The following is a 25,657-nucleotide window of genomic DNA, read 5'->3' on the forward strand; positions in this document are numbered from 1 at the left end:
ATCTGGCGCCTGTGAGCAGTCCCATTCTCACCCGTGAATCCTACGAGGCCGAGGAACACCTCCGGCTTCAGCCGCGCGCGGCGTTCTCGGCACGCACGCGTGGGCGTGAGCGCGCGATCGACCTTGATCCGTTGCGCACGGAGTACCAGCGGGACCGTGACAGGATCATTCACTGCAAAGCGTTTCGCCGCCTCTCGCACAAGACACAAGTCTTCCTTGCGCCAGCGGGGGACCACTACCGCACCCGGCTCACCCACACGCTTGAGGTCGCGCAGATCGCGCGGTCGATTGCGCGCGCGCTGCGATTGAACGAGGATCTCACCGAAGCGATCGCGCTCGCGCACGACCTCGGCCACACGCCTTTTGGTCACATTGGTGAGGACGCGCTTAATGACGCGTTGGCCGAGATGTTTGGCGACCCCGCGGGTGCTCCGCCTCGCTTCCGGCACAACGTGCAGTCACTTCGCATCGTTGAGCGACTCGAGTATGGAGGCAAGGGTCTCAACCTTACGTGGGAGGTGCGCGACGGGATATCCCACCACACCGGATCGGGCCGAGCGTCTACCCTTGAGGGACAGATCGTCGCGACAGCGGATCGTATCGCCTACATAAACCACGACATTGACGACGCCATTCGCGCCGGCGTGATCCGCGAAGACGAGCTGCCCACGGGTCCTACAGACGTACTGGGCCACAACCATGCGGCGCGGGTCACGACAATGGTGAACGACATGGTGGCGACCTCGCTGGATGCCCCCGAGATCCGGATGAGCAAGCCAGTCTGGGACGCAATGATGGACCTGCGGTCGTGGCTGTTTGACGCGGTGTACCTCGGGGGCGAGGCGAAGGCAGAGGAGCCCAAAGCTTACCGAGTGGTTCAAGCGCTGTTCCGGCACTACCTTAAGAACCCGGACGATCTTCCCGACGAGTACCGCGTCGAGAGTACCGAGGTCGATCTGGCGCAGACGGTCACGGATTACATCGCAGGCATGACCGACCGGTTCGCGATCCGCTCGTTTCAGCACCTGTTCGTGCCGAGGGCGTGGCGGGTGTAGGGGCGGGTGTACGGCGGCGTAGGGCGGTTTATTGCCCGCCACCTTCGCTTCGCTTACTATTCACCGGAACGCCCGCACGGAAGGTGGGCACTGTTCGTACACTCTGCTGAAGCATGTGGAAGGAGAGGCACGCCTAATGGCTGACTGGATAGCGTGGGCCGCACCGGCCTCCGCGGTTCTTGGAATCGCGGTCGCAGTCTATCTCGCTTCGTGGGTCCTCAAGCAGGATCCTGGCACCGAGAAGATGCAAGAGATCTCTGAGGCGACGCAACAGGGCGCGTTGGCGTTCCTTCTCCGCGAGTATCGCGTGCTCGTCATCTTCGCCGCCGTTGTAGCGATCATTATCTGGATCGTCCCGGCGATGCCGCCGCTCACAGCAGTCGCGTTCCTTACGGGCGCCATTCTGTCGGCCGCAGCGGGCTACTTTGGTATGTACGTAGCGACTCGCGCCAACACACGTACCGCACAAGCTGCGACTATAGGCGTTCACAAGGCGCTCACTGTCGCATTCCGTTCCGGTCTTACGATGGGCCTCACGGTCGCTTCGTTTGGTCTCGGCGGTATCTCGCTTTGGATTATCTTCCTGATCCTTTCAGGCGATACTCCGCAGCCGGAGGTAGTCAACGGTTTTGCCATGGGTGCGAGCTCGATCGCGCTCTTTGCCCGTGTGGGTGGCGGTATCTACACGAAAGCCGCGGATGTGGGCGCAGACCTTGTGGGTAAGGTCGAGGCGGGCATCCCCGAGGACGACCCACGCAACCCCGCTGTCATCGCGGACAACGTTGGCGACAACGTAGGCGACGTCGCCGGCATGGGAGCGGACCTCTTCGAGTCGTTTGTCGGCTCGATCATCGCACCCGTCGTTCTCGCTATCTCCCTGTGGGGAATAACCGTCGGTTTTGACTCCATCGACTTCGTCTATGGCGCTACGGCACCTCTGCTCATCGCCGCGCTCGGCATCGTAACGTCGATCATCGGCCTGTTCGCTGTCCGTGCGAAGGAGGGTGCGAACCTGCACTCAGCCCTGAACATGGGCACGTACGTTGCCGCGGCGCTGCAGCTAGGCGCGATGGGTTACCTGTTTTGGCACTGGTCGACTCGCGAGGGCTCAGATCCCGCGCGGATGTGGTTTTTCGCAGCCGTCGTCGCCGGTCTTTCCGCCGGAATCGCGATCGGCAAGATCACCGAGTACTTCTGCTCCGATCACTTCCGTCCCACCCGCAAGATTGCCGAGGCCTCTGTGACGGGTACCGCGACCAACATCATCGCCGGTATCGGTACGGGCATGATGTCGACCGCCGCTCCGATCTTCGTAGTGTCGGCCGGAATCATCATCTCGTTTGCGGCCGGTGAGGCGGCGTATGACGGTGGCGGCATCTACGGCATCGGTCTTGCCGCGCTGGGCATGCTTTCCATCATTGCGATCACCGTGGGCGTAGACGCGTACGGTCCTGTGGCCGACAACGCCGGAGGCATCGCCGAGATGGCCGGGATGGGTGCTCCCATCCGCAAGATCACCGACAGTCTCGACAGCGTAGGCAATACCACCGCTGCCATCGCCAAGGGCTTTGCGATTGGCTCGGCGGGCCTTACCGCACTCGCACTCTTTGTCGCCTTCCGCACCCAAGTCAACGCCGGCCTTATCGGCGAGGGTGCCGCGCCGCTGAACATGGGCCTGGACAACCCCTACGTCATCGTGGGCTTGTTCATCGGCGGGATGCTTCCGTTCTTGTTTGGAGCGCTGACTATGAACGCGGTGGGTCGCGCGGCGTTCTCGATGATCGAAGAGGTCCGCAGGCAGTTCCGAGAGATCCCCGGCATCATGGAGGGTACCGGCAAGCCGGATTACGCCGCCTGTGTCGACATCTCGACCAAGGCCTCACTCAAGGAGATGGTCGTTCCCGGCGTCATCGCCGTGGCCGCTCCGCTCGTCGTGGGCATGGTGTCGGTCGACATGCTCTCGGGTTTGCTCGCCGGAGCGCTCGTGACCGGTTTCCTGCTCGCCATCTTCATGGCAAACGCCGGTGGCGCGTGGGACAACGCTAAGAAGTACATCGAGGCCGGCAACCACGGCGGCAAAGGCTCTGAGGCTCACAAGGCAGCTGTTGTTGGTGACACGGTTGGTGACCCTTTCAAAGACACCTCGGGCCCTTCGATGAACATTTTGATCAAGCTCATGACCATCGTAAGCCTCGTGTTTGTCCCGCTCTTCGTGGCGATGGGCGGAGGGTTCCTCGGCAGGTAGCGCACTCAGAGTTACGCGGCTGTCGAGCGAGTGCGCTCGTCGCAGCCTGGACATGACGCCGGGAGCTCCCGGGTGGCCGAGCGCTCACCCGGGAGCCTCGTCGTATTAGCGCGGCCCCGCCTGGGGTACGTTGCAGTGTGACTGTCGAAAGGAGGGCGCGTGGGACGGATCCCTGAATCGGATGTCGCGCGGGTGCGTGACGCGACCGATGTCATCGCCCTCATCTCTGAAAGCGTGGTCCTCAACAAGAAGGGACGCCTGTATTGGGGGTTGTGCCCGTTTCATTCCGAGAAGACGCCGTCGTTTAAGGTCGACCCGGCTACTCAGATGTGGCACTGCTTCGGGTGCGCCGCGGGCGGGGATGTGTTTGGCTTCCTTATGCGCCGAGAGAACCTCGAGTTCCCTGAAGCTGTACGACTGCTCGCCGAGCGCGCGCATATCGAGATCGCCGAGGACGCCGCGGGCCCTCACCGGGGACAGCGCGAGCGCTTGATAGCCGCGTGCGAGGACGCCGCCGAGTACTACCACCACCTGCTCACGCACTCCTCCGCTCCCGAGGCGGCCGCGGCTCGCGAGTACCTGGCGGCTCGCGGGTTCGGTATCGAAGTCGCACGCCGGTTCACGCTCGGCTTCGCTCCCGGTTCAAACGCGCTCACAAAGAGGCTCGCCGCTGAGGGGTTCACGGTCGATGAGATCGTCGCGGCCAATCTCGCCTATGTCAGGGAGTCCCCGGACAAACGCCTTGTTGACCGCTTCTACGGTCGCATTATGTTTCCCATTCGCGACGTCCACGGCCGCGTCATCGCATTTGGGGGACGTGTGGTCGGCGGAGGTGAACCTAAGTACCTGAACTCCTCGGACACTCCGGTATTTCGCAAGTCGGAAAACGTGTACGCCATCGACCGGGCCAAAAACGCGATCATCGCCGAAAAGACCGCGGTCGTGGTCGAAGGCTACACCGACGTGATCGCGCTTCATGAGGCGGGGATCACACACGTGGTCGCGACTCTTGGCACCGCCCTTACGCGCCAGCACGTCAACTTGCTCGCGCGATTCACCGAGAACATTGTCTACCTCTTCGACGGTGACGCAGCGGGACTGAGGGCCGCCGCACGCGCGGCCGAGTTCATCGACGCCGCCTTAGCGTCGCCCGGCAGAAGGGAGATCGATCTCAAAGTCGCGCTGCTCCCCGACGGACTCGACCCCGCGGAGCTTGTGGCGACGCGTGGCGCCGCTGCGATGCACGAGGTGATCGCTGCCGCCGAGCCGCTCTTGCGGTTCGCGATCGATCAGCGGCTCTCGACGCACGATCTTTCCGCGGCCGAAGGCCGAGCGAGAGCCCTGCGGGACGCCGCCCAGGTCATCGCACCAGTCAAGGGTACGCTGCTTGCTCAAGACTACGCGAACCATCTAGCCGATCGCTTGCGGATCGACTACGTCACGGCGCTCGCCGCCATCGATAACGCGAAGCCCGCGTCGCGAGGATCAGACGCGGATACTCGGGACGCACCCCCTACGGGAGGCCGAGCTTCAGACTCCGAGCGCTCCCACGAGCACATCGATCCCTCCACACGCGCGGAGCGCGCGCTCGTGAGCGTTGCGGCGGCGGTTCCGGATCTGCGCATGGGGGCACGCCGCTTGCTAGATACCGACCTGCTTGTTGATCCAGTGTCGCGCCTTCTCATCGAGACGGTGTGCGCGATGCCGTCAAGCGCGACGACCGATGAGTTGTATCGGGCGGTAGCCGAGCGGGACACGTACGCCGGCAGTGTGTTTTCCGGGCTTCTCATGGACGTGCCCGCGTCTGGAGATGTAGACTCGGTTGTTCGTGACCTGGTGACTAAGCTCAAGGAGTTCGCGCTCGAGCGACAAATCAGGGAGAGCACGGCACGGTATCGGGAGTCTGATACTTCAGGAGACGCAACCGATGCCGATGAACAGTTCAGACGTGTTGTCGCATTGCAGTCGGAGCGTGACTCGCTTCGTCGCGGTGTGCTCCCAAAGGAAGCGGAAGTGTGGGGTTTCGAGTGACAGAACCGATCAAGACCGAACGCAAGAAGACCACCGCGGCCAAGTCTCTTGAGGCCGTCGAGTTTGCCGAGGTGAAGAAACTCGCAAAGACGGGTGCCGCAAAGGGTAAACTCACCGATGAAGAGATCCAGGGTGCGATCGGGCACATCGATCTGTCTGAAGAGCAGATCGAGAGCGTGTACGGGTACTTCCGTGACGTCGGTATCGTTGTTGTCGAAGAGCCGGGCGTTGGTGACGTCGTAGGCACCGCCACAGAGCACGCCGACGACTCCGACTCCGACGACATCGGCGATGACATCCCCGGCACTGAGAAGGAGCACATAGACATCCCGCTTCCCAAACCCGCCAAGGCCACCAAGAAGAAGACCAAGCGCCGGACGGATAGCTCCGCGCTCGCTCCGCTGACGGGTGATCCCGTGCGGATGTACTTGAAAGAGATCGGCAAGGTTCCGCTACTCACCGCTGCGCAAGAGATCGATCTTGCGATGAAGATCGAAGCGGGCCTCGAAGCGACTGACAAAATCGAGAAGGCCGAGGAACTCGGTGTTGCGCTTGAGCGCCCTGAGCGGCGCCGCCTTACCCGCATCGAGGCGGTGGGCCTCGACGCCAAGCAGCAACTCGTGGAGGCGAACCTGCGTCTCGTGGTCTCGATAGCGAAGCGCTACGTGGGACGCGGGATGCTCTTTCTCGACCTCATCCAGGAGGGAAACCTCGGACTCATCCGTGCAGTTGAGAAGTTTGACTACACAAAGGGTTTCAAGTTCTCGACATACGCCACGTGGTGGATCCGTCAGGCCATTACCCGGGCTATCGCCGATCAGGCGCGCACCATCCGCATCCCGGTGCACATGGTCGAGACGATCAACAAGCTCATCCGCGTGCAGCGTCAGCTGCTGCAAGAGCTTGGCAGAGAGCCAAGCCCCGATGAGATCGGCGAGAAGATGGAGATGACCGCCGAACGCGTGCGCGAGATCTTAAAGATCTCTCAGGAACCGGTGAGTCTTGAGACGCCGATAGGCGAGGAGGAAGACTCCCAGCTCGGTGACTTCATCGAGGACAGTGACGCGGTCGTGCCTCCCGAGGCGGCGAGCTTCTCGATGCTTCAAGAACAACTCTCCCGTGTTCTCGACAGCTTGTCGGAGCGGGAACGCAAGGTTATCGAGCTAAGGTTCGGGCTCACCGACGGTCATCCACGCACGCTTGAGGAAGTGGGCCGGGAGTTTGGGGTCACGCGCGAGCGCATCCGCCAGATCGAGAGCAAGACGCTTTGTAAGCTGCGCCACCCGTCGCGCAGCAGCAGACTCAAGGATTACCTGGAGTAGGTCGCAGGAGGGGTCAGCCGCCGCGCGTGCGGTTTCGAGCCTCACAATGCGAGCGGGGAGCTCGACGACTCAGGGATCACGTAGTGGTGCACCCGGAAGAGTTGTAGGCACGCTACGGCAACATCCCGGTCGTAGAGAATGCCTGCGTTAGAGTCGATCTCGTCTAACGCGGCATCGAGTCCGACGGCGAGCTTGTAGGGGCGATGCGACGACATCGCCTCGACCACGTCGGCGACAGCGAGGATCCGCGCGCCGTCAACGATCGCATCATCCTTGATCCCAAGCGGGTAGCCCGAGCCATCGGCGCGCTCGTGGTGCTGGTAGATGTACTCGGCGATTGGCCACGGGAACTCGATGGGGGCGAGAACATCGTAGGCGACCTCGGGGTGAAGTTTGACGATGTTGAACTCGACTTCGGTGAGACGCCGTGGTTTTGTGAGGATCTCGGCGGGGACGTAGATCTTGCCGATGTCATGCAGCAGGCCCGCCATCCGGATTCCGCGCTGGAAGTGAGAGTCGTATCCCATCTCGGCTGCGATAGCCGCGCCAAGGTCGGCGACGCGTTCCTGGTGTCCGGAAGTGTATGGATCGCGTGCCTCGACAAGTTTGGCGATCGCCTCAATCGTGCCGTCTACGAGCAGCGTGAGCGATTCGTTGACGCGCTGGACCTCGATGAGCTGCTGCTCGAGCTTGCTCACGAGACGGGCGTTGTACTCCTTGAGAACCTCGGTCTCGTCTTCCGACGGGAGCATCCGGCGGGTAAGGTCCCCGGATCTGGTGAATTGGAGGACGGAGTCGACCTCGGCGAGAAGGACGTCGGGGTCCAGCGGTTTGAGGAGGAAACGGTCCGCGCCGAGGCTCAAGGCGAACCGCTCGTCGTCAGGATCGGTGTAGTTGGCGGTGTAGTACACAAGGGGGATGGCGGAAAGACGCTGGTCGGAACGCCACGCGCGGCACAGCGCGTAACCATCCATGTTGGGCATGAGGATGTCGGTGACGATGAGGTCTGGAGGTTGCCTGTGGGCGGCTGAGAGGGCTTGTTCGCCGTCGGGCACGGACTCGACATCGTAGCCTGCCGAGGACAGGATGGATTCGAGCAGGTAGCGGCTCGACGTGTCGTCGTCGGCGACTAGCACACGTGGGCTCATGGCGCCTCCCGGTCGCACTTGCACACTCAGAGTATTTCCAGATTGTGCACAACGTATCGCTTATCGCCTAACACAATGCGACAGGCCGCCTGGGTGGGCGGCCTGGAAAGGTTTCTGGCTCCTCGGGTAGGACTCGAACCTACAACCCTCCGGTTAACAGCCGGATGCTCTACCATTGAGCTACCGAGGAAAGCAGGAACGCCGCAGAGCGGGTGCGGCGCCACCGCGCAGTATACTCAAGCGCTTCGCGGGGTGCAACACGCGCGCCGATTCGCTATAGTCACCCGTGCGGCGCATGTCGCGATAGTTCGAGTCTACCCAAGAGGGCCCGTAGCTCAATGGTGGAGCAGGGGACTCATAATCCCTTGGTTGCAGGTTCGAATCCTGCCGGGCCCACCACAACGCACCACCCACCATCACACACACTATGAGACGATCTCGCACCGACAGGGGGCAACGCTCCCGCACCGAACGCGCACGACGCACGATGGTCGTGCTTGCGGTCGTGGGATGCGTTGGACTCCTCGCCACCGCTACCCTCGTCCTCGCTTTGAGCCAGGATAGCGACGCTTCGCCCCAGACGCTTGATGCCCAGCCATCAGCGCTTGCTGCGACCGAAACCGCCGCCGGTAGCTCAACAGCCGCCACGCAGACCCCCAAAGCCATTGAGGTGCCCGACGTTGTTGGGCGCACGCTTGCCGAGGCGTACGTGGTACTCGAGGCGGCCGGTCTGGTTGTCAAGGTCGCCGACGATGTTTCGGTTGCGGCTGACGCGGTAGGCGAGGCGCGTAAGGTGCGTTCGCAGGAACCCTCGGCGGGAATGCTCTTGCCCGAGGGCATGGCGGTCACGCTTGTTGTTCCTGCCGAGACGGGCACGACGGCAACCTCACTGCTCACCGGTGTTGTCGTGTGCATCGATCCCGGGCATCAGTCGCGCGGCGACAACCGGCGCGAACCGGTAGGCCCGGGCGCAACGGAGACGAAAGCGCGTGTGACTGGCGGAACCACCGGCGTTGAGACGCGCGTGCCCGAGTACGAGATCGCGCTCCAGATATCGATGAACCTCAAAGCGCGTCTCGAGGCAGCGGGCGTGACGGTGGTGATGACGCGTACCACCAACGACGTCAACATCTCCAACTCCGAGCGCGCCCGGATGGCCAACGAGGCCGGCGCGGACCTGTTCGTGCGTATCCACGCCGACGGCAGCACAGACCCCGCGCGCGCGGGAATCGCGACGCTCTTTCCGGGGCCCAACCGCTGGACCGGCGGTATCGCGGGCCCCAGCGAGCGGGCGGCGCGCCTCGTCCACGACGCGGTGGTGGCTTCGACCGGCGCGGGCGACCTGGGCCTCAAGCCCCGGACCGACCTCACCGGGTTCAACTGGGCGACAGTTCCAAGCGTACTGATAGAATGCGGGTTCATGACCAACCCGGTCGAGGATCGCCTACTCTCGAGCCCTCACTACCAGGACAAACTGGCCGAGGGAATCGCAGCGGGGATCCTTGCGTTTGTAGGGGAGTGAGATGGGCCAGGGCAGGGGTGTTGGCAGGGCTGTTGCGGGAGGCGTCGGAGCGGCACTTGTCATCACGGTCGTGGCGGTTGTCTACGTGCTCGCCTCAGGGGTGCTTGACGGCGACCGTGCCACGCTGCCAGACGAGGTAGTGATCGCGCTTGCGTGCGAGGGCGAGGACGGCGGGATTGTAACGCCTCTGGTGGCGGTGGTAACCGTGGCCGATGGATCGGTTCGCTCCTACGACCCGCTTACCGAGGTCACCATCCCTGGCACCACGTACAACGAGCTTCGTGACGCCTACGCGTTTGGAGGCGGACCGGCGGTCGCGGCCGCTATCGCGCGCCTCGGCGACGGAACCCACCCGGCGTATGTGATACTCGATGCTGACGTGTGGGCCCAGTGGGTCGACGCCGCTGGCGGACTCGAGTTTGAATCGCCCCGCCCGGTTGACGTGTTCACGGGCGAACGGTTACTGTCGTTTCCTGCCGGAAGGCAGGTGCTAGAAGGTGTCGAGACGTGCGAATACCTCAAGGGGGCGGCGTATCTTACCGATTCGCAACGCGAGAGGGTAGCGGAGCGTTTCACCGAAGCACTTGCCAGTGCGGTCGCCGAATTGGAACCGCAAACGGCAGGGGTGACGACCGACCTTTCACCTGAGGCCCTCGAGAGTCTTCGACGTATTCTTCGCTGATGGTATACTATCGTGGCTTCATCAACGTACCGCGTGCGCGCGGGTAGAGGGGTGTAACATCATGACTGATGAGCCAAAGAGCCAATTGCCCGCGAAGCCGCGTTCGCTTGTGATACCGGTGGCGGCTGTCTTGCTCGCCACAGCGGTCTTCGCCGGGGCGTTCGTCTTTCTGGGCGGGATCGATCTTGTCGACAACATCCTTGGCGGCGGGGATAACGCCCAGGTAACAGCCCCGGTACCGCCCAAGCCTACCGAGGATCCGGATGCGGAAGCGCCAACGCCCCCCGGGGACGGCACAGCCGCCGAGGAGACCCCCACAGCTCCTGCCGCGCCTGCGCCGCCGGTCTCGCCCGTCTCCTCACAGGCCCCCGCGCCTACTCCTCCGGCTACGGTGGTGCCCGCAACGGGCGTGACCGTGCCTGCGGACGCGCGTGCGCGCATGTACTGGGAGCAGGTCGACAGCCAGGAGCAGATAGGCAAGCTCGTGGGTGGCAAGATTTCATCGTTCTCCCTGACTCCGCAGTCCGCAACGGCTACCGAGGCTCGGCTGCGCGTGTCCACCAACGGCAATGACCCGATTTCCGGCACGGTTGTGCTACGCGCACACGACGGCGCATGGTTTTTCTCGAGCATCACGCGTGACGGCAACGCCTCTCGCGGTGCTGCCGGTCGCAGGGGAGACATCTCAGTCATCGACACGATAGTCGAGCAGCAGACCGCGAGTCAGGACGTTATTGCAGCGTTTGTCGACGGCGGCTACCGCACCGTGAAGGTCAACCGTGTGTCCACAGGCTCTGGCACGGTGACGATCGATGTTGAGTTTGGCGGGGGAACAAAGCCGCGTAGCGCGGGCCAGATCGTTGCGATCTCAAAGGACATCAACGGCGTCAAGCACTGGTTCTTGACGTCCTTCCGAGAGCTGTAAGTGGAAGAGCTCGAACTCAGGGACTACCTGCAGGTCATCAAGGCCCGCAAGTGGGTGATCGTCCAGGCTATCGTGGTCGTGACGCTCGCCGCGCTTGCCGTGAGTTTCTTGCAGACGCCCACTTACGAGGGCGAGGCCAAGGTCCTCATCACCGACCGTGACGCCGGCGCCGCGCTTCTTGGCTTTGCCGTGGGCGAGTTCACCGGCCCGGCCGAGCGCAATCTGCAAACACAGGTCCAGCTCATGCAGGTGCGCCCAATCGCCGAGGAAACCGTTCGCGAGCTCGGCTTGCGCACCACCCCCGCCGAACTCCTGGAGCGCGTCACCGTCGCAGCTGTGGGGCAGACGAACATCATCCGTGTTGTCGCCACCGACCCCGACCCCGAGATGGCGGTCGCGATCGCCAACCAGATGGCCGAGGGCTTTGTTAACTGGTCGCAGCAGGTGCGCCGCGAGAGCATCGCTGCCGCCGCCACCGAGGTAGAACTGCGCCTCGAAGACGCGCAGGACCAGGTCCTTGAGGTGGGCCGTCGCATCTCTGATGAGGGCAGGACCGATGAGCTCGATGCGGAGTTGCGCATCCTCGCCGGTCTCTATACCACACTCGCCGAGAAGCTCGAGTCGCTGCGCATCCAGCAGCAACTCGAAACAGGCGCGGGACGCGTGGTCAGCCCGGCGGTTGTGAACGAGACACCCTTGTCGCCCCAACCTTTGCGCAACGGCGCGCTTGGGCTCGCGGTGGGACTCGTGTTTGGTCTTGGCATGGCGTTTCTCTACGAGTACCTGGACAACACCATCAAATCGACCGAGGTGGCCGAGAAGCTCTTTGGCGCGCCGGTGCTCGGGATGATCCCGCTCGAGACGTTTGAGAAGGGCGAGCAGCGCAGGCTCACGATCGTCCAGCACCCCGGCTCGCCGGCTGCCGAGGCATACCGAGCGCTGCGCAACTCACTCGATTTCATCAACTTCGAACACGATATCAAGACGCTGCTCGTCACGAGTGCCGCGCCCGCGGAGGGCAAATCGACGGTGGCCGCGAACCTTGCCGCATCGCTCGCCCAGGCCGGCAAGAAGGTCGTTCTCGTGAGCTGCGACTTCCGTCGCCCGACGTCTGGTGACTTCTTCGGGTTGCAAAACATGATCGGGCTTTCCGACGTGCTCTTTGGCTCGCACTCGATCAAGGCGGCGCTCCAGCGTCCCGGAGATGAGAATTTGCTGGTCATGACGAGCGGAAAGATGCCGCCCAACCCGAGCGAGTTGCTGGGTTCGCAGAAGATGCACGAGTTACTCACCGAGCTAGGCGAGTGGGCCGATTGGGTCATTCTCGACACGCCTCCGCTGCTCGCGGTCGCGGATCCGGCGGCAGTGGCGCGCTGGGCCGACGGCGTGCTCATGGTAACGCGCGCGGGTGTGACTACGCGCGAAGCCGCCGCGAAGGGCGCGGAGATGCTCGAGAACGTTGGCGCGCGCATCGTGGGCTCCGTAGTGTGGGGCCTTGAGGGCGGCGCGGCGGGTGGGGGCTACTACGCTGGGTACTTTGGCGACTACTACTACGCTGATTACTACAACGCGCCAGAAAGTGGTCGCGCGGCCGCCAAGAAGGGTGGCAAGAGGCACGACTCGGGCGCGAAAGCGACGGTGAACGTGAGGTCTGCCGAGCAGTTCCCGCCGCCTGCGGTAGTCTACCTGCCGGAGATCTCGCCGATGCGCAAGTTCCTCGGCTTCGTGGGCCGCGTGATGGCCGGGCTACTCGGGTTCCTCGCTGTTGTGGTGGTCGCGGCACTTACAGCGTACTTCCTCGACCAGTACTTTGGGTGGGGGCTGCTCGATGTGGTTACCGGTGCGCGATAGCGTGCATTGGCGAAGAGTGGGTGCCGGACTCGGTTTGCACTCTTCCGAGCGGTGGTTGATTTGTGACACGGTTTGGCTGGTTGCGTCAAAGGTTGCCATTCCTCTTATCTTGATGCTAAGAGCAGCCACACTTTTGGCCAGTGGCATTTTGGTTGAACGAGCCGATCATCATGTTGCTACGGCACGCTAGCCAGTACCTGATTATCCGCCTACTGACCGGCCTTTTCGGGTTCGCGGGGCTTGCGGTATATACACGCTTGCTGTCGCCTGCCCAGTACGGTAGCTATACCCTGGTGATTGCGGCAGTTGGTCTCGGTAATGCGGTGCTGTTCCACTGGATGCGTGCGGCGTTGCTCCGGTTCCACCCAGCAGCTGGACAAGAGCTTAAGGATCTTGCCTCTACTACCTTAGGTGCCTTCATACTGCTCGTCGTAATGACGGGTGTAGCGGGAGCCGGGTCTGCTTTCTTCGTTCTGGACTCTCAAATTCGTCAATTGATCATGATTGGCATTCCGTTGCTCTGGGCGATGGCATGGATGGAAACCGTGCTCACGCTGAGTCGGATTCAGCTCAGGCCGATGCGGTACGGCCTACTGTCTGTCGCGAAGAGCGCATCTGCACTTCTTCTAGGAGCGGTCGGTGTTCTGGTATTTGAACTTGGCGAGCTCGGCCCGTTGCTTGGCTTGCTGGTTGCGGCTCTCTTGTTTGGTGCCGCAGGACTACGAGACTCGACATGGCAAGTGAGGCCGCGCCTGAATCGACAATGGCTTGCAAGGACACTGAGATACGGTTGGCCGCTTACAGCTACGTTTGCTCTTGTATTCGTAATCAGCGCATCTGATCGGTTCTTGATTGCAGCGCTACTGACCACCGCTGACGCCGGTGTCTACGCGCCGGCTTACGACCTTGCGAATCAGACGCTTACATCTCTGATGGTTGTAGTGAATCTAGCTGCGTATCCTCTTGCACTCAAGGCACTTGAAGCAGAAGGCGTAATAGCAGCACGTGATCAATTGCGGAACAATGCTACGTTGTTGCTGGCTGTTGGGTTGCCTGCGTGCATCGGCCTTATCCTTCTCTCTCCCAATATTTCGGCGGTACTCCTAGGTGAGGAGTTTCGCGAAGCAGCAAGTGTATTGTTGCCGCTGGTTACGGTTGCTACCTTCTTGTCAGGAGTGAGATCGTACTACTTCGATCTAGCATTTCAGATGGGCCACCGGACCATCGGTCAGCTGTGGGTGATGCTACCGGCCGCTATGGCTAACGTATTGTTGAATCTATGGTGGATTCCTTTGCACGGGCTTGTTGGTGCCGCGTGGGCTACTGTGGTTAGCTACGGTCTTGCGCTGCTCTTGAGTATCTTCCTCGGCAGAAGGGCTTTCGTGCTGGGATTCCCGTGGCATGATGCAAGCAAGGTGTTGATAGCTGCTGGAGGGATGGCTATCGCGGTCGCCCAGGTTTCGGACCAGTTGGGTGTCGTAGCGCTACTGGGCCAAGTGGCTCTAGGGGGCATTGTGTATGGCGGGTTGGTCATTCTCCTGAATGTCGCGAATTGCCGTGAACGGCTTTCGTGCAGCCTCGGAGGGTTGTCTTGAGTGAGCGGATAGCGATCTACATCCCCTCGCTTCGCGGCGGAGGCGCGGAACGGGTCATTGTTGGCCTCGCAAATGCCTTCGCGGATGCTGGGCACAAGGTCGACTTGGTTCTCGTTCGGGCAGAAGGCCCCTACATTGACCAAGTTGCAGAGAATGTCAGGGTTGTAGATCTGGGTGCATCTAGGGTGGCCTTAAGTCTACCAATGCTGGTGCAGTATCTGCGCCGCGAGCGTCCGGCCGCGATGCTCTCCGCGCTAGGGCATGCAAATGTCATCGCTGTTGTAGCTCGCAACATGGCTCGGGTCCCTTTGCGGCTGGTTGTTTCTGAGCACAGCACCGTGTCCGTTGCGGAGAAAAGCGCAAAGAGTGTCCCTGCGCGAGTAGTCAAGGTCATGCGCAAGCTCGCCTACTCGTATGCTGATGTCGTTGTTGCGGTTTCTCAGGGTGTAGCAGACGACCTTGTGGACTCAACAGGGGTCCCGCGGGATAGAGTGCATGTGATTTACAACCCTGTGGTAACCCCCACGCTTGTTGAGATGTGTCAACAGTCTATTGATGATCCGTGGTTCGGTCCGAGTTCCCCTCCGGTGATCTTGGGCGCTGGCCGATTGACCTTAGCCAAGGATTTCGAGAATCTGATTCGTGCATTTGCGCAGGTGCGCAGCAAGCGGGCTTGCCGGCTCATGATTCTTGGGGAGGGGGAATTGCGGCAAGAGTTGGAAAAACTCGCCTCAGACCTGGGTGTTCGATCTGACCTGGCGATGCCAGGCTTCGTCGTCAATCCGTATGCATACATGAAGAGAGCCTCAGTGTTCGTGCTGTCGTCAAGGTGGGAGGGCTTGCCGTCCGTGTTGATTGAGGCACTGGCGTGCGGATGTTCTGTCGTGAGCACCGATTGCCCGAGTGGTCCAGCGGAGATCCTGGAAGGAGGGCGCTGGGGGAGGCTAGTTCCGCCAGGGGACCCGGATGCACTTGCGAGCGAGATACTTGCCGCATTGATTGAGACCCCCTCAGACGACTTCGACATTCGGTCGTACACGGCTGGGGTATCGGCTGAGCGCTACATAGCGCTACTTCTGGGTCAATCATGAGCAGGATTGCATTCGGGGCTTTGTGTGTGTACGCGTTCGTGGTTCCCTGGGAAAACATGGTCATAATCCCGGGTCTAGGGACCGTTGCAAGAATGGTTGGTCTGGGGGTGTTTACAATAGGGCTCCTTGCGCTATTGGCGACGGGAAGAATCCGTGTGCACCGCCATCTTGTGTGGGGACTAGTGTTCGTACTCTGGAGTTGGGTCAGTCTCTTCTGGAGTATTCATCCGGCAATCACGGTTTCGATGGCGTTCACATATACCCAGTTGCTCATCGCTTCTGTGCTTGTTGTCCTGTACGTCGCTGATCAGGCGAGACTCGAGGCGTTGATGTTTGCATATGTTCTCGGTTCGTGGGTTTCAGCCCTTGGAACACTTGCTGCTTTCGTCGAAGGAACACAGGTAGTGTACGCGCGGTATGCAGCAATAGGTTTCGATCCTAACGACTTGGCAGTCTACTTGAATGTCGCCATTGTCATAGGCTGGTATGTTGGTGGGCGCAGCGGAGGCGTCATGAGACTTCTTTGCTGGGGGGTGATTCCTGTTGCGTTCCTTGCCGTCTTTCTGACCGGTTCTCGCTTAGGAGTGCTTGTTAGCGGGATGATCATCGCATGGGTCTTGTTGACTGGTATTGGGCTTGGTCGACGCTGGCGGTCCTGGGCTCCCGTATTGTTGGTCGCTCTGGCCTCTCTCTTCGTGGTTGATCTCGCGCATGACGGCTTCACTCGGGCAGCGACCATTCCTTACGAGATCCGCTCAGGAACGCTCGGAAATCGCATCCCAATCTGGAACGCAGGCCTGGAGGGTTTCTGGAATCGTCCGCTTATTGGCTTTGGTACCGGCACATTTCCATTTGTGGCCGAAAGGCTACTGGGGGGATTCCACTCAGCTCACAACGCCTTCTTGTCAGTCGCGGTCGGCGGCGGGGTTGTCGGTCTGCTTCTTTGGGTGGGGCTGGCTGCTTCGGCCCTTGGGCAGCGCTGTTTGTTGAGAGGCCCTTCTCGCGCCTACTGGGTTCTACTGGGAGCAGTTCTCGTAGTCAGCTCCTTCATTCTCAACCTTGAGGCGAGAAAGGTGACCTGGTTAGTGTTGTCCATGGCAGCGGCTGGCGGATCTTTGTGTGTGACTGTTCCCAAGGGCACCGAGCGCCCATGAAGGTTCTGCACGTAATCACGGGACTGAACGACGGGGGTGCAGAGTCAGCTCTGTATCGACTCATTATCGCCAGCAATCCAGAAGCTCATGTTGTAGTGTCTCTGATGGATGAAGGGAAATACGGTCGGCTGCTTGAGCGAGCCGGCAGCGTCGTGCATTGCTTGAGAATGCGAAAAGGGCGTTTGCGTGTGGATGCGCCCCTTCGTCTCTGGAAGATTATGCGAGCTGAGAAGCCTGACGTGGTGCAGACTTGGATGTACCATGCTGACCTAATTGGAGGGATTGTTGCGAAGGCTGCGGGCATTCGCCGCGTATGTTGGGGGGTGCACCATGCGCGCCTCGACAAATCAACCTCTTCTCGTGCAACACGCATGATCGCGCGGTTGAATGCAGTCCTCTCCTACGTCGTGCCTTCCACAATCATCTGTTGCGCCCAGAGTGCGCTTGATGCGCATCGGGACATAGGCTTCGCGTCTGACAAGATGATTGTTGTTCCGAACGGCTATAATCTGCAGCATTTTGCCCCAAGTGAGGCAGCTAGGGAGCGACTGCGAACAAATTGGGGCGTGGACGAAAAGGCAGCCGTGCTGGGCATGGTCGGCAGGTTACACCCAGACAAAGACCATGAGAACCTGCTTCAAGCACTTTCCGCCCTCGCGCGAAGAGGGGTTGTGTTCACGTGTGTCCTAGTCGGGAACGGCCTGGACTCAGCCAACCGTGGTATTCAAGAGCGGCTAGCAGCATGGAATGTCAATGACAGTGTGATGCTGTTGGGCAGACAAGAAGACATTCCAGCCGTCATGAACGCAATCGACATCCATGTGCTCTCATCGCGGACCGAAGCATTTCCTAATGTCATCTGTGAGGCAATGGCGTGTGGCACCCCATGTGTGACTACCGCTGTTGGCGACGCTCGAACCATTGTTGGCCAGACTGGCTGGGTTGTCCCCCCGCGAGATTCAGATGCTCTAGCTGATGCGATTGTGTCCGCTATCGAACTGATGAAGCGTGATAGCGATTGGACTCGCCGCAAATTTGAGTGCCGAGGAGTGATCGTGCAGCGTTACGACATCAAAGATATGGTCCAATCCTATCGCGCTGCATGGAGCGAGCAGGTGTAATTGTCGATGAAAGTGGTGATGCGGCGACGGTTGAGGATGAACTACTTATCGCGAACGAGCGGCACTGAGATATTTCTGTCGGGCACGGGAGAGTGGTCACGGGCTCTTGGACAACGAGGGAGAACTGCATGAGTCGATCGACAGTGCTCGTTACCGGCGGTGCAGGATTCATTGGATCCAACATTGTTGATGGATTGTTAGCTAGGGATCTGTACCGTGTCCGGGTACTTGACAACTTCGCCACCGGGCGGCGTGAGAACCTCACGCACTGCCTGGGTGACATTGAGCTGATTGAGGGAGACATCAGGGATCTCGAAACGGTCGAGGAGGCTGTTGCCGGCGTCGACATGGTTCTTCATCAGGCGGCCTTGCCATCGGTTCCCCGGTCGATTAAGGCGCCGGTGACGACCAACGATGTGAACGTCGGCGGTACGCTGAAACTGATGAGTGCGGCACACAAGGCGGGTGTGCGTCGGGTCGTACTCGCATCCTCTTCTTCGGTCTACGGGGACGGAGAGCAGCTCCCTAAGCATGAGGGCATGACCCCAAACCCTCGGTCACCGTATGCGGTGTCGAAACTTACATGCGAGCACTATACCCGTGTTTTTTCAGAGATCTACGGTATGGAAACACTAGCCATCCGCTACTTCAACGTATTCGGACCCCGCCAGGACCCGACTTCGCAGTACTCGGGTGTCATCGCCAAGTTCATGACTGCCGCACTCGAAGGAGAGCCATTCACTGTCCATGGAGACGGCACGCAGGCGAGAGACTTCACCTTTGTCGAGAATGTAGTGCGAGCGAACTTGCTTGCACTGGAAGCCGATAGCCTCGACGGGGCGGTGGTTAATGTCGCATGTGGCGTTCGAATCTCACTGCTTGAGCTCATTGAATCTCTGATTTCCCTTACCTCACACACAGGGGAGACCCGCTTTCTTGACGAGAGGGTTGGCGATGTTCGGTTTTCGCACGCCGCTATTGAACGCGCAAAGACCGTGCTCGGCTATGAGCCCTCAGTTTGCTTTAAGGATGGCTTGAGCCGGACGCTTGAGTGGTACGCAACGAACTGCCAGGTTAGGCCGACACGGTGACCGAACCCAATGATTCGAAACCTCAGCCGCCGCTAGCTCGGGGCCAAGACAGCTCGGTTATTTCAATATCGGGGCCAAAGCTTCTTTACTGTGTAACTGTTCCAATGAGCGCCGCAACACTACTTCGTGGCCAGATGGCCTACTTCGTGGAGCGGGGATGGGCCGTGCATCTCGCATGTGCGCCCGGCGCTGAGCTGTCTGCTGTTGCTGCACGTGAGGGAGTCGTGGTGCACGAGATCCCGATGTGTCGAGAGGTGTCAGTACTGCGCGACATGCGCTCGCTTTGCGCAATGCTGTCGCTCATTCGCAGCATACAGCCCGACGTCGTCAACGCAGGAACGCCTAAGGCAGGACTCATCGGGATGATATCGGCTTACCTGCTGCGGGTGAAAGGCCGGGTCTACGTGATGCGCGGTCTTCGCTTAGAAGGAGCCAAGGGAATCAAGCGGGCCGTTCTCGCGATGACGGAACGAATTTCATGTAGTTGCGCCAGTGTTGTCATCTGTGTAAGCCATAGCCTTCGTAGCGAAGCGGTTGCATCAGGAGTGGTTGCGGAGCGGAAGGCGCACGTTATTGGGGCGGGTAGCAGCAATGGTGTCGACTGTGCTCGATTCACTGTGGACACTTGTACGTCTGACCTCGTTCAGTCGATGCGAACGGAGCTGGATCTTCCTGAAGGTACCCCAACGGTCGGTTTCGTTGGACGACTGACAAGAGACAAGGGTGCGGTCGAGTTGCTTGAGGCTTTTGATCATCTGTACTCCGAAGACCACTCAAGGCGACTGCTCATCGTAGGGGAGGTGGAGCGTCAGGATGCCTTGCCTTCCCAGACGATGCGGATGCTTCAGCGCCATGAAGGCATAATCAGAGTGGGATTAGTAGATGAGACGGCACCTTACTACCAGTTGATGTGTGTACTGTGTTTACCGACCCATCGAGAAGGCTTCCCTAACGCCCCACTCGAGGCTGCCGCCTCAGGAATACCAACCGTCACCACGACTGCGACCGGCGCTCGTGATGCTGTCGTCGATGGTGAAACGGGGCTTGTCGTTTCGCCAGGCGATTCCGAGGAGTTGACTGTTGCACTTCGCTTGATGTTGGAGAATCCCGACCGAGCGCGCTCTATGGGAGAATCGGCCCGGAGGCGCGTTGTCGAGGAGTTCGCTCAGGCACGCATTTGGACCGGGCTTGAGGCAATCTATCGAGAAGTACTGGAAGCCTGAACACCGGTAACCCGTGGAGCACAAGGTGAACTCGACTATGAAGCGCCTCCTGGACACAGTGCTCGTCGCTATCGGCCTACTGTTGCTCAGTCCGCTGCTGTTGGCCCTGATGTTTCTAGTTCGTCTACGACTCGGCTCCCCCGTACTTTTCGTCCAAGAGCGTCCAGGCAAGAACGGCCGCCTCTTTCGCATGTACAAGTTCCGCACGATGACGAGCGAGAGGGGTCCTGACGGCGTACTGCTTCCCGATGCGGAGCGCCTCACGCGCCTCGGGCGCTTCTTGCGCTCCACCTCACTGGACGAACTTCCTGAGCTTTGGAACGTGCTCAGGGGCGATATGAGTCTGGTCGGGCCTCGGCCGCTACTGCCCGAGTATCTGGACCGCTACACACCCGAGCAGGCACGTCGGCACGAAGTCCGTCCGGGCATCACCGGCTGGGCGCAGGTCAACGGGCGCAATGCACTATCATGGGACGAGCGGCTGGCTCTAGACGTGTGGTACGTCGACAACCGGTCGTTCATGCTTGACATGAAGATTCTCTGGATGACGGCAGGACAAGTGCTTTCGCTGCGGGGCGTAAACGCCGAGGGACACGCGACGATGCCTGAGTTCCGTGGGAGTGACGAGCGTGCTAGCGAGTAAGACGATGGAACAGTCGGGCTACCGAGGGGTGCAACTGGCGTGAGGATCGCGGTGATTGGTGCTGGAGGGCACTCCAAAGAGGTCGCGGACCTCATCGTGGCGTGCGGACACAGCCTCGCTGGGTTCCAGGACGACGCAATGAGAGGCGTGCATGAGCCCACGGGCGCTCCTGTCGTTCCTGACGTTGTGAAGATCAAGTTCGATGGTCTCACGATAGCGATAGGCGAAGTCACCGCACGGCGGCGCGTGCACGATTCCCTCGCTCATGCGGATCTTCTGGTTTCGCTCGCGCATCCCTCGGCAAGTCTTAGTCCTTACGCGAGCATCGGCAGGGGCGTGCAGACAATGCAGAACGTCGTTGTCAACGCTGGCGCAAAGGTCGCAGACAACGTCATCTTGAACGTGGGATGTCTCGTTGCCCACGACAGCGTTGTAGGTGCCCACTGTCACATCGCTCCAGGTGTGCTGCTTCTGGGCGGCTGTTCAGTGGGGGAGGCGAGCTTCTGTGGCGCGGGGGCGGTAGTGTTACCGGGCGTACGCGTCGGTGCGGGATGCACGATCGGTGCGGGTGCGGTCGTTACCGCGGATGTGCCCGATGGCGCTACTGCGGTCGGCGTTCCCGCGCGTGTCATCGCGGTGGATGATGATGCCCAGTAGCTGGCCCACATTCGGTCCTGACGAGATCGGCGCCGCGCAAGCGGTGTTGCGCTCGGGCCGCGTCAACTACTGGACCGGCGGCCAGGGTCGCGCGTTCGAGAAGGAGTTCGCGGCCTACCTGGGCGTGAAGCACGCGATTACGCTTGCCAACGGCACCGTGGCGCTCGAGCTGGCGCTGCGTGCTTTCGGCATAGGGCCGGGTGACGATGTCGTGGTGCCCGCACGCACCTTCATCGGGACGGCGACCGCGGTCGTTGCGGTGGGCGCTCGGCCGCTGGTGGCCGATGTCGATGCGGACTCTGGAGTGGTGACGGCCGAGACGCTCGGCGAGGCGATGACGTCGGACACGAAGGCGGTCATTGTCGTGCACCTCGGCGGGTGGCCGTGCGATATGAGCGCGATCATGGCGCTTGCACGGGAACGGGACGTGAAGGTCATCGAGGACTGCGCGCAGGCGCATGGCGCGCGGTGGCAGGGGCGTTTGGTGGGAAGTTTTGGACATGCGTCGGCGTTCTCGTTTTGTCAGGACAAGATCATGACCACGTGTGGTGAGGGCGGGATGCTCGTCAGCGACGACGAGAACGTCTGGCGCAGCGCGTGGGAGTACAAGGACCATGGACGTGACTTCGACGCCATGCGGGCCGCAACGGCCAAGCCGGGATTTGAGTTCAAGTGGCTCATCGGCTCGTTTGGCACGAACTGGCGAATGACCGAGGTGCAGGCGGCGGTGGGACGCGTGCAGATTCGCAAGCTCGGGCAGTGGGTTGCAGACCGCAGGCACAACGCGGCCGTGCTCGACGAAGCACTGGCGAAGGTGCCGGGTCTGCGAGTCGCGGTGCCGCCCGCCAGTGCCTACCACGCATACTACAAGTACTACGCGTACGTCAGGCCGGAGGCGCTGCTGCCCGGGTGGGATCGTTCGCGTATACTCGATGAGGTCAACGCGCGAGGCGTCGTCCTCACGCAGGGATCGTGCCCGGAAATCTATCTCGAGCGCGCGTTCGTGGAGCGGGGCTGGGGTCCGGCGGAGCGCCTGCCCGTCGCCAGAGCGCTCGGCGAGACCTCGGTAATGTTGCAGGTGGATCCCACGCTCACCAAAAACGACATGCGACATGCGGCTGACGTCATGGCGGACGTGATGCGTCAGGCGACAGAAGACGCGACCTAGCCGACGGGGGACCAAAGGAATGCCGCAGGGGAACTGGCTTCTCAAGGCCAAGCAGCGGGTGCATACGTCGCGTCGCGTACAGATACTTATGTTGATGCTCGCCGATGCCACCGTTGTGGTGGTGGCCGTCGCGCTCGCGTACTTTGCGCGCTTCGAGGGCTCGGTACCCGAGGTGTTCAGGCGCTACCTGTGGGAGTACATGGCGGTAGCGGTCGTCGTGTTCATCGGCATGTTGCTGCTAAACGGCCTCTACAATATGGTGCTGCGGCACGTCGGCGTGTACGCGATAGCGCGATTGACGTTGGCGGTGGGGCTCGCGATGGCCGTGTTGTTCGCGCTCAATGTCGCTCTCACGCCGATCCAAGGCACGAGGCTCGTACCGTTTGGAGTCGTGTTCATCACGGGGGTCATCGCGTTTGTGGGACTTGGCGCTTTGCGGACCATGGGGCGCCTGTGGGTGGTCATGAGTCAGGCGGGCATGCGCAGCGGTACGCGGGTACTCATCGTGGGCGCGGGTGACGCCGGCTCACTTCTGCTGCGCGACATCGAGAATCGGCCCGACCTTGGCATGTACGTGGTGGGCTTCGTTGACGACGACCCGCGAAAGCACGGCATGACTGTGCACGCGGCGCGTATCCTCGGTCCGATATCGGCGCTCGAAGAGGTTGTCCGGGAGCATGGCGTCGACGAGATATTTGTCGCCATCCCATCGCTTACGCCTGCGCGCAAGCGTGAAGTGCTCGACCTGTGTACGCGTGCGGGCGTAAAGACGCGTATCATCCCCGGATTCGTGGTCGAAGAGCAGTTCAAGGGATTGAGTGACCTGCACCAGGTGACTGTGGACGACCTCCTCGGCAGGGAGCCGGTCGAGATCGACGTTGAGCTCATATCGAGTACGCTCACCGGCAAGGTGGTGGCGGTGACGGGGGCCGCCGGATCGATTGGTTCAGAGCTGTGCCGCCAGATCGTCAAGATGCAGCCTGAGCGATTGCTCCTGCTCGAGATCGACGAGTCGCGCCTCTACGAGATGTACCTCGAGATCGAGGCGACGTGGCCGGGTGTCGCGCGTATGCACATCTGCGACGTGCGCGACGACCGCAAGATCGACCGCATCTTCGCTGCGACGCCACCCGGCGTCGTCTTTCACGCGGCGGCCTACAAGCACGTTCCGCTCATGGAGGCCGAGCCCGCTGAAGCCGTGCGGGCGAACGTGATCGGCACGATGAACGTGCTTGCTGCGTGCGCGCACCACGAGGTGGAGCACTTCGTGCTCATCTCCACTGACAAGGCGGTCGAGCCCCGCAACGTCATGGGCGCCACCAAGGCCGTCGCCGAACGCGTCATGCTCGAGGCGGCCCGCAACGGTCTGCGCGCGACTGCGGTGCGTTTTGGCAACGTGCTTGGCTCGCGAGGCAGCGTTGTTCCGATATTCGAGGAGCAGCTTCGCAACGGAAGGCCTGTTCGCGTCACCCACCCGGACGCCACGCGATACTTCATGACCATTCCGGAGGCGGCTCGGCTCGTCTTGCAGGCCCAAGCGATGAGCGACGGAGGCGACATCTTCGTGCTCGAGATGGGCGAGCCGGTGAAGATCGTCGAACTGGCGCGTCGCATGATTGTACTGAGCGGCGTGCCAACCACGATTGAGTTCACAGGCTTGCGCCCTGGAGAGAAGCTGCATGAGATCCTCGTGCAGCCCGATGGTGATCTCTTGCCCACCGAGTGTCCCGCTGTGGTGCGACTGAGCTGTCTGCCGTGGATAAACGGGGAGTTATCTGGCCGCATCGCGACGCTCGCGCGCGAGGCGCGTATCGGCGACGACGCTGGGGTGTTGGTGCCGCTGCTGTGCGAGCTTGCCGCCGCCTCGATCGGGGAGCCGCTCGATGGGTGCGAGATGGAGGAGAACGCTCGGCGGCTTCGAGTACGGTCCTGGTGAGGCAACTCGGCTGCTTGCGTCCCACCCACCCGAACGCTACCCTGGGGCATTCACAGGAACCGGCCGACACGGGCCGGATGCGCGCTGACCATGGTGCCGGAGGGAGTCTGTCCAATGCTCATGTATCTTTCGGCCGCCGCAGGCCTGGTGTTGCTGTTCGGCGGCGGCGAGTTCCTCGTGCGCGGCGCGGTCCTGATCGCGCGGCGCTTCGGACTCTCTTCGCTCCTTATAGGAATGACAGTCGTCGCGTGGTGCACATCCGCACCCGAGCTCATCGTAAGCTTGAGCGCCGCGCTTGAAGGCGCGTCTGATATCGCTGTCGGCAACATAGTTGGCAGCAACATCTTCAACATCCTCGTGGTGCTCGGTGTCTCCGCGGTCATCACCCCTATACTCGTGAACCCGCGCGCGTTGAGACGTGACACTGCGGTGATGCTGGCCTCGGCGCTTGCGCTTGCGCTCATCGTCGTCACGGGTGATATCGGACGGATTCCCGCCGCCCTGCTGCTTCTCGGCCTGGGCGTTTACGTAGTGTTCTCGTACCGGTCGGAGGTGCGCAATCCTTCGCTCCCATCGGCTGCCTATCATGAGCACGGGGCGGACGACGTACCTGCCACCGGTTCCCCGCTTGCAGGAGCCGCTTTCCTGATAGGGGGCCTTGCTGCACTCGTCATCGGCTCGAGGCTCCTCGTGGACGGGGCATCGGAGATCGCTCGCAATTACGGCGTGCCCGAAGCAGTGATCGGACTGAGCCTTGTTGCGGCCGGTACGTCCCTGCCTGAACTGGCGACGAGCATAGTGGCCGCCATTCGCCGCCATCCCGACGTGGCGGTGGGCAACGTTGTGGGCAGCAACATCTTCAATATCCTCGGGATTCTCGGCGTGACCGGGCTCGTGAGTCCTATGGTGGTCGCCGAGCAGATCGCATCGATCGATGTGTGGATCATGGTGGGGACGTCGCTCCTCTTGGCGCCTCTGCTCGTCTGGCGCGGAAACGTAGGCCGCAGCGTCGGGCTCGTCTTCATCGCCGCGTACGTTGGCTACCTGGTGTTCCTGTTCTAGGGAGCGCCCCAGCGAAGTCCCCTGTCGGTGCCGCCCGCTATACTCGGACCATGGGGCGACCGTCTGGCTCCAACCTACATTGAGCTGAGGATGGCCTCGGTCTCACTCAGGGTGATCTCGAACGACTGCTTGGCG

At 61.3% G+C, this 25,657-nt stretch carries 20 protein-coding genes and 2 tRNA genes; 20 read left to right on the top strand and 2 right to left on the bottom strand.

Features of this window, described 5'->3' with window-relative positions; genetic code table 11:
- Window positions 1–23 precede the first annotated feature (23 nt).
- From KGZ40_01685 to rpoD, 4 genes are all read left to right on the top strand, one after another.
- Entirely contained in the window at window positions 24–1,055 is a 1,032-nt protein-coding gene (locus KGZ40_01685; GenBank protein MBS3956237.1) for a deoxyguanosinetriphosphate triphosphohydrolase, read from the top strand.
- A 136-nt stretch (window positions 1,056–1,191) separates the two neighbouring features.
- Window positions 1,192–3,300 (top strand): sodium-translocating pyrophosphatase, encoded by a 2,109-nt coding sequence (locus KGZ40_01690; GenBank protein ID MBS3956238.1) that lies wholly within the window; start codon window positions 1,192–1,194, stop codon window positions 3,298–3,300.
- A gap of 159 nt (window positions 3,301–3,459) precedes the next feature.
- Window positions 3,460–5,331 carry a DNA primase gene (dnaG, locus tag KGZ40_01695; protein MBS3956239.1) on the top strand — a complete coding sequence of 624 codons (1,872 nt, stop codon included), beginning with the start codon at window positions 3,460–3,462 and terminating at the stop codon, window positions 5,329–5,331.
- Complete coding sequence (gene rpoD / locus KGZ40_01700) at window positions 5,316–6,653, top strand: RNA polymerase sigma factor RpoD (protein MBS3956240.1); 1,338 nt, start codon at window positions 5,316–5,318, stop codon at window positions 6,651–6,653. The genes dnaG and rpoD overlap by 16 nt, the downstream gene beginning before the upstream one ends.
- A 41-nt stretch (window positions 6,654–6,694) precedes the next feature.
- On the opposite strand, the gene KGZ40_01705 is transcribed toward rpoD, so the two are convergent.
- Both KGZ40_01705 and KGZ40_01710 read right to left on the bottom strand, forming a co-directional pair.
- The gene (locus tag KGZ40_01705; GenBank protein ID MBS3956241.1) at window positions 6,695–7,801 is read right to left on the bottom strand and encodes a response regulator; all 1,107 of its coding nucleotides are present in this window, start codon (window positions 7,799–7,801) and stop codon (window positions 6,695–6,697) included.
- A gap of 115 nt (window positions 7,802–7,916) precedes the next feature.
- A tRNA-Asn gene (locus tag KGZ40_01710) sits at window positions 7,917–7,991 on the bottom strand.
- A gap of 134 nt (window positions 7,992–8,125) precedes the next feature.
- Here KGZ40_01710 and KGZ40_01715 point away from each other — a divergent pair.
- From KGZ40_01715 to KGZ40_01790, 16 genes are all read left to right on the top strand, one after another.
- Window positions 8,126–8,200: transfer RNA gene (locus KGZ40_01715), tRNA-Ile, on the top strand.
- Window positions 8,201–8,288: 88 nt separating this feature from the next.
- Window positions 8,289–9,323, top strand: coding sequence for an N-acetylmuramoyl-L-alanine amidase (locus KGZ40_01720; protein MBS3956242.1), 1,035 nt, complete (start codon window positions 8,289–8,291; stop codon window positions 9,321–9,323).
- 1 nt (window position 9,324) lies between these two features.
- Window positions 9,325–10,005 carry an LCP family protein gene (locus KGZ40_01725; protein ID MBS3956243.1) on the top strand — a complete coding sequence of 227 codons (681 nt, stop codon included), beginning with the start codon at window positions 9,325–9,327 and terminating at the stop codon, window positions 10,003–10,005.
- A gap of 61 nt (window positions 10,006–10,066) precedes the next feature.
- A complete protein-coding gene (locus KGZ40_01730) occupies window positions 10,067–10,930 on the top strand; it encodes a hypothetical protein (GenBank protein MBS3956244.1) in 864 nt (287 codons plus the stop codon).
- On the top strand, window positions 10,931–12,781 hold the full coding sequence (locus KGZ40_01735) for a polysaccharide biosynthesis tyrosine autokinase (GenBank protein ID MBS3956245.1): 1,851 nt from the start codon (window positions 10,931–10,933) through the stop codon (window positions 12,779–12,781).
- A gap of 152 nt (window positions 12,782–12,933) precedes the next feature.
- Window positions 12,934–14,376 carry a polysaccharide biosynthesis protein gene (locus KGZ40_01740; protein ID MBS3956246.1) on the top strand — a complete coding sequence of 481 codons (1,443 nt, stop codon included), beginning with the start codon at window positions 12,934–12,936 and terminating at the stop codon, window positions 14,374–14,376.
- The gene (locus KGZ40_01745) at window positions 14,373–15,467 is read left to right on the top strand and encodes a glycosyltransferase (protein ID MBS3956247.1); all 1,095 of its coding nucleotides are present in this window, start codon (window positions 14,373–14,375) and stop codon (window positions 15,465–15,467) included. Before KGZ40_01740 ends, KGZ40_01745 begins: the two co-directional genes overlap by 4 nt.
- 182 nt (window positions 15,468–15,649) lie before the next feature.
- Entirely contained in the window at window positions 15,650–16,621 is a 972-nt protein-coding gene (locus KGZ40_01750) for an O-antigen ligase family protein (protein MBS3956248.1), read from the top strand.
- The gene (locus KGZ40_01755; GenBank protein ID MBS3956249.1) at window positions 16,618–17,742 is read left to right on the top strand and encodes a glycosyltransferase; all 1,125 of its coding nucleotides are present in this window, start codon (window positions 16,618–16,620) and stop codon (window positions 17,740–17,742) included. Before KGZ40_01750 ends, KGZ40_01755 begins: the two co-directional genes overlap by 4 nt.
- A 128-nt stretch (window positions 17,743–17,870) precedes the next feature.
- Window positions 17,871–18,833, top strand: a complete 963-nt coding sequence (locus tag KGZ40_01760) for an SDR family oxidoreductase (GenBank protein ID MBS3956250.1) — start codon at window positions 17,871–17,873, stop codon at window positions 18,831–18,833.
- Window positions 18,834–18,937: 104 nt separating this feature from the next.
- A complete protein-coding gene (locus KGZ40_01765) occupies window positions 18,938–20,056 on the top strand; it encodes a glycosyltransferase family 4 protein (GenBank protein ID MBS3956251.1) in 1,119 nt (372 codons plus the stop codon).
- 37 nt (window positions 20,057–20,093) lie between these two features.
- A complete protein-coding gene (locus tag KGZ40_01770; protein ID MBS3956252.1) occupies window positions 20,094–20,699 on the top strand; it encodes a sugar transferase in 606 nt (201 codons plus the stop codon).
- Between the two features lie 39 nt (window positions 20,700–20,738).
- Window positions 20,739–21,356 carry an acetyltransferase gene (locus tag KGZ40_01775; protein ID MBS3956253.1) on the top strand — a complete coding sequence of 206 codons (618 nt, stop codon included), beginning with the start codon at window positions 20,739–20,741 and terminating at the stop codon, window positions 21,354–21,356.
- Window positions 21,295–22,524 (top strand): DegT/DnrJ/EryC1/StrS aminotransferase family protein, encoded by a 1,230-nt coding sequence (locus KGZ40_01780; GenBank protein MBS3956254.1) that lies wholly within the window; start codon window positions 21,295–21,297, stop codon window positions 22,522–22,524. The genes KGZ40_01775 and KGZ40_01780 overlap by 62 nt, the downstream gene beginning before the upstream one ends.
- A 19-nt stretch (window positions 22,525–22,543) precedes the next feature.
- A complete protein-coding gene (locus KGZ40_01785) occupies window positions 22,544–24,460 on the top strand; it encodes a polysaccharide biosynthesis protein (protein ID MBS3956255.1) in 1,917 nt (638 codons plus the stop codon).
- A 114-nt stretch (window positions 24,461–24,574) separates the two neighbouring features.
- Window positions 24,575–25,522: a calcium/sodium antiporter gene (locus KGZ40_01790; GenBank protein MBS3956256.1), complete on the top strand. Its 948-nt coding sequence runs from the start codon at window positions 24,575–24,577 to the stop codon at window positions 25,520–25,522.
- The last annotated feature ends 135 nt before the right edge of the window (window positions 25,523–25,657 follow it).

It is taken from the genome of Clostridiales bacterium (assembly GCA_018333995.1).
Lineage (GTDB): Bacteria > Actinomycetota > Coriobacteriia > Anaerosomatales > SLCP01 > JAGXSG01.

Bases quoted from the DNA above. Each gene is read 5' to 3' on its own strand.
- KGZ40_01690 (MBS3956238.1), top strand. From the start codon at position 1,192: ATGGCTGACTGGATAGCGTGGGCCGCACCGGCCTCCGCGGTTCTTGGA.
- KGZ40_01705 (MBS3956241.1), bottom strand. From the start codon at position 7,801: ATGAGCCCACGTGTGCTAGTCGCCGACGACGACACGTCGAGCCGCTAC.
- KGZ40_01720 (MBS3956242.1), top strand. From the start codon at position 8,289: ATGGTCGTGCTTGCGGTCGTGGGATGCGTTGGACTCCTCGCCACCGCT.
- KGZ40_01725 (MBS3956243.1), top strand. From the start codon at position 9,325: ATGGGCCAGGGCAGGGGTGTTGGCAGGGCTGTTGCGGGAGGCGTCGGA.
- KGZ40_01730 (MBS3956244.1), top strand. From the start codon at position 10,067: ATGACTGATGAGCCAAAGAGCCAATTGCCCGCGAAGCCGCGTTCGCTT.
- KGZ40_01755 (MBS3956249.1), top strand. From the start codon at position 16,618: ATGAAGGTTCTGCACGTAATCACGGGACTGAACGACGGGGGTGCAGAG.
- KGZ40_01760 (MBS3956250.1), top strand. From the start codon at position 17,871: ATGAGTCGATCGACAGTGCTCGTTACCGGCGGTGCAGGATTCATTGGA.
- KGZ40_01765 (MBS3956251.1), top strand. From the start codon at position 18,938: ATGAGCGCCGCAACACTACTTCGTGGCCAGATGGCCTACTTCGTGGAG.
- KGZ40_01770 (MBS3956252.1), top strand. From the start codon at position 20,094: ATGAAGCGCCTCCTGGACACAGTGCTCGTCGCTATCGGCCTACTGTTG.
- KGZ40_01780 (MBS3956254.1), top strand. From the start codon at position 21,295: ATGGCGCTACTGCGGTCGGCGTTCCCGCGCGTGTCATCGCGGTGGATG.
- KGZ40_01785 (MBS3956255.1), top strand. From the start codon at position 22,544: ATGCCGCAGGGGAACTGGCTTCTCAAGGCCAAGCAGCGGGTGCATACG.
- KGZ40_01790 (MBS3956256.1), top strand. From the start codon at position 24,575: ATGCTCATGTATCTTTCGGCCGCCGCAGGCCTGGTGTTGCTGTTCGGC.